At 44.2% G+C, this 14232-nt stretch carries 10 protein-coding genes; 2 read left to right on the forward strand and 8 right to left on the reverse strand.

Annotation, left to right across the window (positions count from 1 at the left end; genetic code table 11):
- Positions 1-99 precede the first annotated feature (99 nt).
- From IGJ26_RS13310 to IGJ26_RS13320, 3 genes are read right to left on the reverse strand one after another with little or no spacing between them, the layout of a single operon-like run.
- Entirely contained in the window at positions 100-1848 is a 1749-nt protein-coding gene (locus tag IGJ26_RS13310) for an ABC transporter substrate-binding protein (protein WP_005234070.1), read from the reverse strand.
- 21 nt (positions 1849-1869) lie between these two features.
- Positions 1870-2802 carry a carbohydrate ABC transporter permease gene (locus IGJ26_RS13315; RefSeq protein WP_016612763.1) on the reverse strand — a complete coding sequence of 311 codons (933 nt, stop codon included), beginning with the start codon at positions 2800-2802 and terminating at the stop codon, positions 1870-1872.
- 15 nt (positions 2803-2817) lie between these two features.
- Positions 2818-3759, reverse strand: a complete 942-nt coding sequence (locus tag IGJ26_RS13320) for an ABC transporter permease (protein WP_005228459.1) — start codon at positions 3757-3759, stop codon at positions 2818-2820.
- A gap of 234 nt (positions 3760-3993) precedes the next feature.
- Between IGJ26_RS13320 and IGJ26_RS13325 the strand changes: the two genes are divergently transcribed.
- Together IGJ26_RS13325 and IGJ26_RS13330 are read left to right on the forward strand one after the other, a co-directional pair.
- Positions 3994-4599 carry a YesL family protein gene (locus IGJ26_RS13325; protein ID WP_005234068.1) on the forward strand — a complete coding sequence of 202 codons (606 nt, stop codon included), beginning with the start codon at positions 3994-3996 and terminating at the stop codon, positions 4597-4599.
- Positions 4596-6392: a histidine kinase gene (locus IGJ26_RS13330; RefSeq protein WP_194199232.1), complete on the forward strand. Its 1797-nt coding sequence runs from the start codon at positions 4596-4598 to the stop codon at positions 6390-6392. Before IGJ26_RS13325 ends, IGJ26_RS13330 begins: the two co-directional genes overlap by 4 nt.
- A gap of 58 nt (positions 6393-6450) precedes the next feature.
- Here the strand turns inward: IGJ26_RS13330 and IGJ26_RS13335 are convergent, their stop codons facing one another.
- The 5 genes from IGJ26_RS13335 to IGJ26_RS13355 all read right to left on the reverse strand — a co-directional run bounded on the left by IGJ26_RS13335 (position 6451) and on the right by IGJ26_RS13355 (position 14131).
- Positions 6451-7914: a glycoside hydrolase family 43 protein gene (locus tag IGJ26_RS13335; protein WP_194199231.1), complete on the reverse strand. Its 1464-nt coding sequence runs from the start codon at positions 7912-7914 to the stop codon at positions 6451-6453.
- Complete coding sequence (gene yicI, locus IGJ26_RS13340; RefSeq protein WP_144330912.1) at positions 7915-10185, reverse strand: alpha-xylosidase; 2271 nt, start codon at positions 10183-10185, stop codon at positions 7915-7917. It abuts the gene before it with no gap.
- Positions 10182-11081 (reverse strand): ROK family protein, encoded by a 900-nt coding sequence (locus tag IGJ26_RS13345; RefSeq protein ID WP_016621642.1) that lies wholly within the window; start codon positions 11079-11081, stop codon positions 10182-10184. The genes yicI and IGJ26_RS13345 overlap by 4 nt, the downstream gene beginning before the upstream one ends.
- 137 nt (positions 11082-11218) lie before the next feature.
- The gene (locus IGJ26_RS13350) at positions 11219-12628 is read right to left on the reverse strand and encodes a response regulator (protein ID WP_061053206.1); all 1410 of its coding nucleotides are present in this window, start codon (positions 12626-12628) and stop codon (positions 11219-11221) included.
- Positions 12629-12664: 36 nt separating this feature from the next.
- The gene (locus tag IGJ26_RS13355; RefSeq protein WP_061053207.1) at positions 12665-14131 is read right to left on the reverse strand and encodes a glycoside hydrolase family 1 protein; all 1467 of its coding nucleotides are present in this window, start codon (positions 14129-14131) and stop codon (positions 12665-12667) included.
- Positions 14132-14232: the final 101 nt, after the last annotated feature.

Raw genomic sequence — 14232 nt, forward strand, 5'->3', positions numbered from 1 at the left:
CTGGATCAATCTTCTTAAGTGATTGCTTAACCAAACGCTGTTTACTCACTTTTGTCAAGGAACCGTTGACCAACCATTTTTATGATTCTTTGTTTTTGATTAGTCCCCAAATTCTTTCGCTACTTCTACCCGTTTTTCGTTTTGATCTTTCGCATTATTCATGTCAAATTCTAGCACTGTTTGATAGCCTAAGCCGTCTGCTGTTTCTTGCATTTCTTTTAGCAATTGGTCAAATTCTGCTTCATCTTTGGCAAAAACCATTCGCCAAGAGTACTCGATGATTGTCGCTTTGGCTTGGTTCCGCAACGTAGAGATCTCTGAACTATCTTCTGGCGCTACATAGCTGGCACCAGGGGCAACTAACAATTGGTCGTTCTCCTCTAAATAGCCAATGGTCGATTCTGCACCACCCATATTTTTTGACCAATCTTCTTTTACAGGATCGGTTGTTTCATTTTGATAGCTTTCCCACATCGTATAAGCATATGGGAAGCCGGTATCAGGATTGATATCGATCGGTAATACCGTATTGACGTTTAGCGCGGATACACCATCTTTGTAACTTCCGCCACCATATTCTTCTGGCACATCCCCATCGCCATCTAGCAAAGCTTGTTTCCCAAACTCAGTTAAGACAGGCTCGCCATCTTTCATTTCCCAAGTTAAGCCTTCAGGGCCACTACTACCGCTTGTTTGAGAAGAATTTGCTAACACGCCTTCTGAAGAGTAGAGCCAGTCAATAAAGGCTGCGATTCGCTCTGGGTCTTCGGCATTTGAACCGATCCCGATAAATTGTTTGCCACCGTAAACTTCCGCACCATAAGAGAAGATTTTTTGGTCTTGAATCGGTGCCAACATAAAGCCTTTTCCTTCATTCAAGTTCGTAGTCGTATTAAAAGCCGCTTGACCTAACCAAGGCCACCATGAGAATAAGACTTGTCCTTCTTGGAATTTGGCAAAAAGTGTATCGTAATTTTGCGTCGTTGATTCTGGATCCACTAAGCCCATTTGATTGGCTTGGAAATAAAACTTAAGTGCGCGAATATATTCAGAATCACTATCGAGAATGCTTTGATAATCAGAACCATCCGCTTTTGCCAAGACAAAACCTGATTCATCGTACCCATAGTAGGTGACCAGCTGTTTGCCTGCATTCATCATGTTGCCGTCCCAATCGCTGAATAGAGAAAACCCATAAACTTTTTTCCCAGAATCTGTTGTTGGATTGTCTTCTTGCATTTTTTGAATCACAGGAAGCAGGTCTTCCAATGTACCGATTTCTGGATATCCTTGATCCCCATAAAGATCCCAACGCACATAAGCACCAAATGTAGGATCTAATCCTTCTGAAGGATCGGTGGCTTTTAATGTAGAAACGGAAGTTGGAAAGCCATATAGACCATCGGCATCTTTGTTTAGATTTTGAACAGCCGCATCGAAGCGCTGAACATTTTCCATAGTTTCATAATACTCGCTCGCATCGGTCAACAAACCAGCTTCAACCAATTCGTTGTATTGTTGGCCATTATCAACAATGATCAAATCGCCCAAATCACCTGCTGCCGTCCTCGTTTGATAAAGAGTGTCTCCGTTTCCAGCAACGTTTGGTGCGATGATGTTCAATTCCATATTGAATTTATCCCGCACGATTTTGGCAAACCAACCTTCTTGCATCCCCATATAGTTGGCTAGCCCATTATAGACATCGATCGTGATCGTTTCATCGTAGCCACTTTCGCTGGAAGCAGCGTCTGTGTCAGAGTCAGCCGCCCCTCCACAGCCGGCTAAACTACCTAGCAATGTCATGCCTAACAAACCTGTTGTTACATATTTCGACATTTTTTTCATTTTCTTCCCTCTTTCTTTTTATTAACCTTTCACCGCACCCAACATAATTCCTTTGACAAAATATTTCTGGAAAAGCGGATAAATAAACATGATTGGTAAAACAACAATGACTGAAACGGTCATGCGAATCGAAGTCGGTGTCTGCGTTGTTGCAGCTGAAGCGATATTGGAAAGTGATCCCGATGTATTTTTGACCATTTGTGCCAACGAATTGGCTTGATTGATATACGTATAAAGAAGGTATTGCAAGGAGTAGAGACTTTGATCCGTAATGTAAATCAGTGTATCTTGGAAAGAATTCCATTGACCAACTGCCGAGAAGATCGCGACTGTTGCTAAAATCGGCGTACAGTTGGGTAAAATTACCCGAAAGAATACTTGAATGATGCCAGCTCCATCCATTTCAGCTGCTTCTTGCAACGATTTGGGGATTGACTCAATATAGGTTTTCACTAAGATGATGTTAAAAGGCTGAACGACAGCCGGCAAAATATAGACCCAAAAATTATTCGTTAAACCTAATGTCTTCATCGTGATGAATAATGGAATCAGCCCTGCATTGAAATACATTGTAATCACGACAAAGCGATACCAAAATTTTCGTTTCCACATTTTTTCTTGGGTAAACATAAAGCCTAAGAAGGCTGAAGCTAAGACGGTTGCTGCTGTTCCAATCACCGTTCTAGCCACCGAAACGGTTGCGGCTAATGGCAACCCTTTTAGTTGTAACACTTGACTGTAGTTTTCAAAATGGATCTCTTGTGGAAAAAAGCGAATTTGTCCTAACGCACTCAACTCATTATTACTGATTGAATTAATAATCAAGTAATAAAAAGGATACGCACAAATCAACGTAATCAGAAAGAAAAAGGTATAATTGAGGATACTAAACGTCAGGTTTTCACGTTTGGGTACTTTTTTCGCCTTTTTCTTTTCACTAATCGATAGTTCCATAGATATCCTCCTCTCCTAAATAATGGAAGTCCCCCGAATTTTTTTCGACGCAATATTGACGATGGCTAACAAGGCAACAGAAATGACACTTTTTAGCATACTGATCGCGGTAGCCAGAGATAGACTATTTCCACCCATCCCTAAATTGTAGACATACAAATCGAGGACTTGGATCGTATTTCGATTGAATGCATTTTGGAAAACAAAGTACTGATCCATCCCGTTGTTCAACAAGTTGGCGATAGACAGCATCAGCATCACAAGAAACGTCGGCATCAAGGCAGGTAGTGTGATATGACGCATCAGGTGGAAACGATTCGCCCCATCGATTCGCGCCGATTCATACAATTCGGGGTCAATTCCTGAAATGCCTGCAAGATACATGATGGCACCCCAGCCCAAGCCTTTCCAAATATTCCAAAGACACATCATTAGCCACGTATGATTGCCGCTATCCAAAAATTTGACTGGATCTGTAACGAAGCCCCATTCTTGCAGCAACGTGTTTACCAGCCCTGTTGAAGAAAACAAGCTAAAGGCGATCGTATACACCAAAACCCAACTGATAAAATTCGGCAGCGTGGTCAGCGTTTGGACCAAGTTTTTAAACCATTTGCACTTGATTTCGTTCAATAAAATGGCGAAGCCTACTGGTAGGATCGAAGTGGCGATCCCTAAAAAACTCATGGCAAAGGTGTTTTTCATTACTTGTACGATCTGATCCACTTGTGTTGGACTAGAGACAAGAAGTCGAAACCATTTGAAGCCTACAAACTCGCTGCGCGCTAAACCTAATGCTGGTTTGTAATCATAAAGTGAATAAATCCATCCGTGCAAAGGAAAATAAGAGAACAAAAACACGAGAATCAGAAAGGGAACGATACATAAAAACAAAATCTTCCCTTCTCGTGTCACCCGCTTATTTTTTCTTGGGACACTGCTTAATTTACTTTCCATTTTCCTCCCCCTTTTTTGTAACCGCTTTTACATTTTTAATACTAGCACCTGAAATCTTATTTGCCACCTGTTAAAAATAGAGGTCAATCCGTACATTTTAGACTTTATTTTTCTTTTATTTATAAAGAATACTGATATATCAAGGTTTCAGATAAAAGACACCTAAATGGTAAGGCTTTCAAAATTTGTTTTTTGCGAGTACTATAGGAATATATCAATTTTGGAGGGATAAAAATGAAGTACAATCCTGATGGTCAACTGTACAAAATAACCACCGTTTTTTCACAATTCACATTGTTAAATTTACTATATATCATTAGCTGTTTGCCAATTATTACGATTGGAGCTGCGACAGCTGCCCTTTATGAAGTGACGATTCGTTATGCGGATGAAGAGCGTGGTGAATTGATCGTGGGCTATGTCCGAGCGCTACGAGCAAACTTTATGAAAGCCACCGGTAGTTTTCTCCTTCTTGGATTGCCCATGGTAGCACTACTGTATAGTAGCTTGTTTTGGTTTTCCTCAAAAACCATTCTTGCCAGTATTTTTGCCTTCGTTCTAATTGTTACAGCTATTTATCTGTTTATTGTGTTAGTCTATTGCCTCGCGTTAATTGGACGTTATGAAAACAGCTTTAGGCAAACATTAAAAAACGCGTTTCTGTTACCGATCGCGGACCCTATCCGTTCGTTAGCCCTCGCGCTTATTCCTATCGCTGCGTTTTGTTTTGTTGTTTTATTTCCGTTGTTTAAATTCCTCTTGTTGATTTTTGGCTTTTCTTTCGTTATTTATTGTAGTTCGTTCCTGTTGCTTTCCATCTTTCGTAATCAGCAAGCATGAAAAAAATCAGTCATCTCTCACTTTTTCGTCGTCTGAGTCAGTTTTCCATTCGGCGACAATTATTCATTCTTTATCTGCCTGTTGTTTTTTTATCCACAGTGACTATTGGTCTCTTATTGGTCTACGATTCAACCAAGCAGCTGACAGGCAATTACCAACACTTGGCAGAGTTGAATGCTCAGCGTGTCAAATCTGTTCTTTTTGATACAACAAACACGCTGACCAACACGGCGAGTTCCTTATCAAACGATACTCATCTACGTCAGCTTTTAACTGCCAATTACCTTAACGACCAAGAAGCGATCGTGGACATCAATAGCTATGATCAGCTAGATGAGATCAGAAATCTTCAAACCTCGATTGCGAAATTAACTATCTATACGACGAATCAAACCATTCCGAACTATAAATATTTTCAACAGGCAGATGACACAATTCAAGCGACCGCCTGGTACCAACGAGCCCTCAAGCAACCCGATGCTTTTTTGATGACGATGCCAGAGGATTACAAAGCAAATCGTTTGAGTCTTTATAAAACGTTGCCTTTGCCTTTATCAAAAGAAACTGCCGTTTTGGAGATCCAAGTCGATTATAATTATCTCAGCAACCGACTTCGTAATTCATCCTATGAATTGGAATTACAGTTAAATGATGATGTCATCTTTTATAGCGACAAAATCAATCAAGTCGGTGAACCGGGACAGCTTACGACTCTTTCTGAGCCGCAAACGAGTGCTGCCTTTTTAAAAGATGATGGTACCAAGGTGATGCTCACCAAAAGCACCTTACCCATGAGTAACAAAGAAGACATCATCACAATTTATAGTGCGGATACAAATGCCTATAGCAATCTACGCGCCAATCTGATCCGTTGGAGCACGATCGTTTTGGTGATTTTGATCACTACTTTCATCATCGTCTTTCTGTTTGCTCGATTCTTTACCAAACGAATTTCTCAACTGCAGCAGGCGGTCTACTTTGCCTCGATCGAGGATTATGATTTCTTTCAAAATATTAGCGGCGAAGACGAAATTTCTCAGATCTCTCTTGATTTCCATAAGATCATTCAACGAATCAAGAAAAAAGAAGAAGAGATCTACCGTTCGCGTCTGGCGCAGCAAGAGCTATTGACTCAGCAGCAGCAAATGGAATTTAATATCTTAGCGGGGCAGATCAACCCCCACTTCTTGTTCAATACATTAGAAACGATTCGTATGATGGCGCTGACTTCCGGCAATTCTGACGTCGTTTATGCCATCAAGTTACTTGCAAAATCGATGCGCTATACGCTAGAAGCCCACGGAACCAAGCGAACGAGCTTAGAAGAGTCCTTAGACGCGGTTCACGTGTATGTCAAGATCCAGCGGATGCGCTTTGGCGATCGAGTCAACTTTTCCTATTCAGTCTCCAATGAGATCGACCAAAAAGAAGTCCAAATATTGCCCCTCCTGATTCAACCATTGGTGGAAAACGCCATCTCCCATGGCTTGGAAGGCATCACCTATCCAGGGTTTGTCCGTTTGACGATCACCAAAGACGGCCATGATCTGGTAATCGTGGTACAAGACAACGGCAGCGGGATACCGCCAGAAAAACTCGAACACTTGCAGCAAAAAATCAAGACGCCCTCCACCCATGCCAAAAAGAACATTGGGCTAGCCAATGTCAATCATCGGGTCAAAATGTTTTATGGACCTGAATACGGCTTGACGATCGAGAGTGTGCTGGGCAGTGGCACACAAGTTACCTTGCGGATCCACGATCTAAGCCAAGATTCATTTTCTCCTCGCTAAAACAGTAAAGCCCCCCTTCGATTCCTGTTTCAGAAATCGAAGGGGGGCTTTTGATTGATTAGAAATCCCGCACACGAACGGTTTGTTGTGGTGAAGAAGCACTGGCGTAACAGCCCACCATGATTCCAGTAAAGACACCACCGACCTCAGTGGTCAGATATTTTGTTTCTCCACTGCCTAAAGGCTGTGCTTGTCCTTGTTCATCAAGAACAGAAAAACGATAGGTTTCTTTATCGGCGCTCAGCTGCAAGGTGACTGTATCCGCTGCATAAGGCAGTTTCTTTTCCACTTTCCATAAGGAACCGATTTGTCGGCGGAAAACTAGCTGCTGACTGGACGCCGTTTTTTCTAGGTATCCCTCATAGTGATGGGTGGCATTTAAGAAAACCGTCAATCCTGCTTGTCCATCCGTTAGTTGCCGACAATCAAAGGTTGCCTGAAATTGTTGCTCAAAGGCGGTTTGCCGTTGGAACACTGCGGCGAGTTTGCCTTGATCAGATAGACCCGTCTGATTAGGATGCAGCAAGAAGCCATGCGGCTCTTCTTCAATCAACGTCGGGTCCCATTCGAATAAAGTCACGTAATCAGGCTTGCTGCTCTTCTTTTGTGTTTCCTTTGGTGCCGCCGCTGTGTCTACCTGAATGATTTCTGGCAAGTGACCTTCCTCGCCAAACACCGGCCATGGGTTTGACCAGTCCAACGGTAGCAGGCATGTTTCCCGACCTAGCAAATGCCTCAAAGGATAGCTGATGGGGCGTACTGCCAGACAAACTGCCCACCAGTTGCCTTGGGTATCTTGCACGAGGTCCGCATGCCCTGTAGCTTGCAGCGGCAGATTCGTGCTGCGATTGGTCATCACTGGATTGTTGGGGCATGCTTCATAGGGGCCCGTCAAGGAACGACTTCGGGCCATGGTCAGCATATGCCCATAGGACGTTCCACCTTCGGAGATCAACAGGTAGTAATAGCCGTCCTTTTTATACAAGTGGGGGCCTTCTGGATCAGCCGCTCCGCTGCCTGTCCAAATGTTTTGGCGCGGACCTAATTCTCCAGAAGCCAAATTGATCGTCCGCAGATAGATCTCCTTATGGGTGCCTAAGTAATAGGTCTGCCCATCGTCATCTGCGAAAATCGTCGGGTCGATCCCAGGGGTGTCCAGCCAAATCGGGTCAGACCATTCACCGGCGATGTCATCTGTCCAGATCAGAAAGTTGCCTTCTCTTCCTTCGTTTGCCCCAACGTTGGTACAAACGAGGTAAAAGCGGTCCTTGATAAAACGCAAGGTTGGGGCATACAGACCAAAAGCATTGGGATTTTCCGTCGATAACTGCAGCTGCTCAGGTCGCGAAAGTCCATGACCAATCAGCTGCCAGTCTGCCAAGTTTTTACTGTGATAAATTGGTAATCCAGGAAAATATTCAAAAGTACTCGTCACCAGATAAAAGTCTTCACCGACACGGCAAATACTGGGATCTGGATGAAATCCAGGTAAAATTGGATTCGTGATGGTTCGCATCGGCATCTAGAACTCCTTTATCGTGGTTTGGTCAGCCGTCAGCTTATGGCTCGTTTTTCCAGCAGTCGTGTGAATCTGCAAGGATGCTTGCTGGATCCCTGTCAGCTTGACGATCAGTTCTTGATCGACTCTTTCAACAGCCACCTCGCCAATCCACTCACCGTGGTGATCATAGATAGCCGCAGCGGTCTTGTCTTGCGGATCAAAGAGATGGATCGTTGGATGTTCGGCATAGTCATAGACTGCTTTGGTTTGTTCATGGCCTTCGATAATCAGTTGATTTGGTCGGACTAACAGTGGCAAGTGGAAATAATCATAGGTTTCTTGGTACCAACGTCCGCCCTCGTAAGCTTTGCCAGATAAATAGTCGATCCAATGCCCCTTCGTCTTCGGTACGTAAAAGGAGACCGTTCCTTGATCATTAAAAATAGGCGCAACTAAAAGGTGTTCCCCCAGCATGTATTGGCGATCCAAATGATGGGTCATCTCGTCTTCAGGAAACTCTAAGACCATCGCCCGCATCATCGGAATCCCCGTTTGGGCGGTTAGCACCGATTGAGCTTGCAAGTAAGGCATCAAGGACAATTTTAACTTGGTAAAGGCTTTGGCTACCGCCACGGCTTCGTCGTCATAAACCCAAGGCACTTTGTATTCCCAGCTGCCATGGTAACGGCTATGGGAAGACAGCAGACCAAATTGTGTCCAGCGCTTGTAAAGGTCTGGGGTTGAGCCAGCTTCAAACCCTGAGATATCGTGGCTCCAATACCCAAAGCCGCCTAACCCAAAGGACAGACCTGCCCGCAGTGACTCTGCCATTGATGGATAATCTGAGGTACTGTCGCCACCCCAGTGTACAGGCAAGCGTTGCGAACCAACCGAAGCTGCCCGCGCAAAAACGATGGCTTCTTCTGCTCCCTTGACTTCTTTCAGCAAGTCAAAGACGACTTTATTGTATAGGTAGGCGTAATAATTGTGCATTTTTTCTGGATCAGAGCCGTCATAGTACACCGCATCGGTGGGAATCCGTTCGCCAAAATCCGTTTTGAAGCAATCCACACCCATGTCTAATAAGGCACGCAGCTTGCTATTGTACCAAGCGACCGCTTCAGGGTTGGTGAAGTCGACGATCGCCAAACCTGCTTGCCATTTGTCCCATTGCCAGACATCTCCATTGGCGCGTTTCAAAAAGTAGCCATTGGCCATCCCTTCGTCAAACAAGGGTGATTTTTGCCCAATGTAAGGATTGATCCAGACACAGATTTTCAATCCTTTGGCTTTCAAGCGCTGCAGCATTTTTTCCGGTTCTGGGAAAGTTCGTTCGTCCCACGTGAAGTTGCACCACTCGTATTCCTTCATCCATAAGCAGTCAAAATGAAAGACCTCAAGGGGAATCTCACGTTCTGCCATACCGTCTACAAAAGATGTTACGGTTTGTTCATCATAATCCGTCAAGAACGAGGTACTTAGCCACAACCCAAAGGACCACGCAGGTGGCAGCGACGGTTTCCCCGTCAAATCAGTGTAGCGCTGGATCACTTGTTTTAACTCATCACCGGCGATCACAAAGTACTGCAGCGTTTGTCCTGGATTGCTGAATTGAACACGAGAAACTTTTTCACTCCCCACTTCAAATTGCACCCGGTCGGGTGAATTGACAAAGACGCCATACCCTTTATTACTTACATAAAACGGAATATTTTTGTAAGCTTGCTCCGTACCAGTGCCCCCGTCGGCATTCCAAATATCAACACTTTGGCCATTTTTCACGAAATTAGTAAAGCGTTCCCCTAAACCATAGATCGTTTCTCCCACATCCAGGGTCAACTGTTCGCTGATATGGGTATTTGCTTGCGGATCAATCACTAAGGCTTTGCTGCGAGGTTTGCTTTGGGTAATCAGCTGTTCTTTGTAATAAAACGAAGCTGTCACATTTTCCTCTTTGCTGATCACGACTTGCAAGTCTCCGGAGCGAAAAACATAGGATTGCTCGTCTTCTGAAATATCAGGAGTGATCGCTTCTGTCATCAATTCAAAATCGGGGGCTTTGGCTTGGACCCCTTTATAGTTATAGAGGGTGATCCCAATGATATTGCTTCTAGGGGTAGCGACTTCCATCGTTAACAATCCGCCATCCAGTGTTGCCCCTTTATGCCCGACATAGCTATAAGGCAGATATAAGACCAATTTGTTTTCTTCTTTACGGGCATCGTAGACATGCACCGCAAATTTCACATCAAATCCTTCACGAAATAACCAACCGCCATCTGAAAATTTCATTTTTTTCCTCCTTGTTGGATCAATGTCAACGCCCCTAACAGACCAGAATCATTATAGTAACGACAAGTCTCTATCGGCACTTGGAAATCCGGCCAATGGGGGTTCTCATTGATTGCTTGTTTGATTATAGCTAATAGATCAGGGTTTTGGCTGATGCCGCCGCCGATCAGTATTTTTTCGGGATTCATCGTGACAGCTAGGTTGTAAATCGCAAGTGCGACATAACGTGCCCACTGTTTCAGAATCTCTTGCGTTTCAGGATCACTCGACCGCTGCTGCATGATGGTTTCGCCTAAAATCTCCTCTGATTCAGGAATCGCTTTTGCCCGTCGATAGGCATCAATCAGTCCTCTCGTTGAAGCTAGGTCATGGAGGGTCGCAAAAGAAGATGCTTGAAAATCAGTGATCATCATTCCGAATTCTCCTGCCCGAAACCCATTTCCGTGAATCAACTGGCGCTGATGAACGAGCGCGCCACCAATACCGGTGCCTAATGTGATCATGACAAAATCTTGTACGTCAGTAGCATTGCCGGTCGAGAGTTCTGCTAAAGCAGCACATTTCGCATCATTTTCGATCCAGATCGGATAAGACTTGGTTAAACGCTGCTGTAGCTCTTGTACGACAGCACAGCCGTGTAAAGGAGCCAACGCCCCCGCCATGATCGCTCGGCCATTGACTGAATCAATGAAACCAGGAAAACTCAGCCCGATCCCTTCGATAACATGCGCTTGCTCGACTTCTTGTATTTTGGCAGCTAAGGCAGCAAAAAATTCATCCCGCGTATTACTCGGGGTTTTGATTTTGCCTCGGTCCAGCCATTGATTCTTCTCGGTAAAAACCCCGAATTTGATATAGGTCCCGCCTACATCAAAGCACAGGCGTACATCTGTCATTTCTCCTCCTCCGTTCAAAAAGCGCTTACAGTTTCATTTAAATTATATAAAAGAAAAAAAAGAAAGCCTACCAAGCAATTTAGTCATCGTTACCCTAAAAAATAGATGTCCGTAGAAAATCACGGACATCTTTGTGGTTATTCATTTTTCCGAAACTCATTCGGTGAAACCCGATGGTATTGTTTGAACTTTTTATAGAAATAATCAACATTGCTGTAGCCCACCAATTCAGCAACTTCGTAGACCATTAGATTGGAATGACGTAAGATTTCCACCGCTTTTTCCATTCGTACTTCATCCAAGAACGCCAAATAATTTTTACCGGTTTCTTTGCGAAACTTCTTGCCTAGATAGGCACTATTGTAATTGAAACGTTCCCCGATTTTTTTCAAGGTCAAATCTTCTTGATAATGCTTTTTTGTGTATTGGATCAATTCTGCAATGATATCGATTTGGTTCAAACTGCTGGCGACTGTTGCTTGCAAGTCTGCTAGTTTTTCGGTGATCACCTCTTGTAGCATCGGAAACGTTTGGGCGAGAAAAATCTGCTGATGCACTTCGTCTGTCGACCATTCGATCGCTAATGCTACTTTTTCACTGATTTGATGCTGCAGCCATTCGATGTCGCCATTGACTTGCCATTTGATCTCTTCTTCCAATGCCAATAAATGATAAAAGGTTTGATAATAGCGGAATAACGGCTGTTCCAACGGATCGTTTGCCAAAATCGCTTTTACTAATTCTTCACGCAAATCGCTTCGTTCTTCTGCTTCTTGGGTCGTATCCAAAACATGGTGAGAAATGACTTGATTGGGAAATAAGAAAATCAATTTACTTAATGTCTGGATATCGATCATCAATGGCTTCAAGTTCTCTTGCGCCGCAAACCAGCGGGAGATCAAGATCTCTTGATGAGCCATTTTTTTGCGGCACCACGCATCGATCGCCTCGTCGGGAAAGCGTTCCTCGTTTAACAAAACCAAATACCGATGATGCCGATGGATCAAGGTGATGACTTGCGCCACTTGCTCCTGCAATTTCTCAACCAGCTTTTGGGCATCTGCCTCCTCGGAAAGTCGCAATAGCTTGATGGCTTGTGCGTCTTTGATCCCCGTTTGATCCCCGCCAAACAATTTCTCCATCAACTGACTCTTCTGATTTTTCTGCTGATCGGTCTTGGCTTTTTGATCGATTTTCGTCAAAATACCGATCAGCTCTTCTTCATCAACTGGTTTCAGCAAATAGGTCACAGCGCCCAGTTGCAACGCTTGCTTGGCATAGTCAAAATCTGAGTAGCCGGACAAAATAATGGCAAAAAACAAAAGCCCTTCCTCCGATGCTGCTTGCACCATCTCAAGACCATTTTTTCCCGGCATACGGATATCAGCGATCACAACGTCTGGCTTCAATTCGCGGATCATTGCCAAGCCATCTTCGCCGTTTTCCGCCGACCCGACAATTTGATACCCCAGACATTCCCAATCGATGATCAGAGGCAGTCCATTTCGGATCGATGCTTCATCATCAACGATCAACACTTTACGCATTTTCCAACCTCCATTTTCAGCTACTCCTTCGTTACATCATGTTTCACTTGTCAAACTTGCCCCATTGGTGCGAATCACCTCTTGATACCAATAAAAACTATCCTTCGGGATGCGCGCCAACTGACGTTCGTTTTGATTGTCGCGATCGACATAAACAAACCCATAGCGTTTTTGGTATCCATTCAACCAACTTAGTAGATCTGTAAAGGACCAAGCACAATAGCCGATCAGCTCAACCCCATCCGTGATAGCCTTTTGCAGTTCCGCCAGATGTTCCTGCAAATAGGTAATGCGGTATGGATCATGGATCTGTTTGTCTTCTGTCAATTGATCGATGGCGCCTAACCCATTTTCAGTAATAAAAATCGGCAAGTCATAATTGGCTTGGATACGTCGCAAGGCTACACGGAAACCAACGGGATCGATCTCCCAGCCCCAATCTGTTTTTTTCAAGTGGGGATTTTCCGCCGTCGCAAACATGGTTTCTTCTGGTGAGAACTCGCCAGCTGCCGCTTGCATCAAATACGGATCGACTTTAGAAAATTCTTTCTTTTCAGCTGACTGCTTTTGCAAATTGTTTTGTTGGGCCGTTCCACCGTGATAGTAATTGATCCCTAAGAAGTCAGGTTTTGCCTGTTTTAATAGTGCTTGATCTTCTGGAGTGACTTCAGGAGCCAGACCGACTTTGGCTAATTGCTTGTAGACAAATTTCGGGTATTCGCCTTTGCAATAGACATCTAAAAACCACGCGTTGTTGAAGGCTTCGCCATTTTCTGCAGCCAGCACATCTTCTGGGTCACAGCTAAACGGATACATCGGACCATAGCCAAAACTTGGACCAATCTTGCCCTGTGGAACCAGCTCATGGAACAAATTAATTGCCTTTGCATTGGCAAGGTTGATGATATGATTGGCTGCATACATCCGTTTTAAGTCCTTCAAGCCCGGTGGATGTGCCGCCCAACGGTACCCAAGAGAAGTGAAGACATTTTGTTCATTCATGGTGACCCAATAGGTGACTTTCTTTCCTAAGCGTTCAAAAAGGATTCGGCAATACCGTTCAAATGCCGCTGCTGTTTCTCGTCCCTCCCATCCTTGGTATTTGTCTTGCAAAGCCTGAGGAAGATCCCAATGATACAGCGTCAAAATCGGTTCTACTCCTTGCCGAAGCAATTCGTCCACCAGCTTTTCGTAAAACGCCACACCAGCTTCATTGACCGCACCTTCGCCATCAGGCACGATTCGCGACCACGCCACGCTGAAGCGATAGGCTTTCAAGCCCATTTGCTTCATCAAGGCAACATCTTCTTTGTATCGATGGTAGTGATCGATCGCCACTTTGCCGTTGGTTTCCTCAAAGGTATTGCCGGGAATTTGGGCATAGGTATCCCAAATCGACGGACCTTTGCCGTCTTCTGCCCATGCACCTTCAATTTGATAGGCCGCCGAAGCCGCCCCCCATAAGAAGTTTTCTGGGAAAGGATCTAAGTTTGTGTGAAACATCAAGTTGCCTCCTTCAATTCCTAAACCGAGTTAAATCGGTTACATTTTATCGTATCATAATTTGGTTGATTCGTAACAATTGCCAAAAGATATTTTTTAGG

This window comes from Enterococcus sp. AZ095a (assembly GCF_050546735.1).
GTDB classification, from domain to species: Bacteria; Bacillota; Bacilli; order Lactobacillales; family Enterococcaceae; genus Enterococcus_D; species Enterococcus_D entomosocium.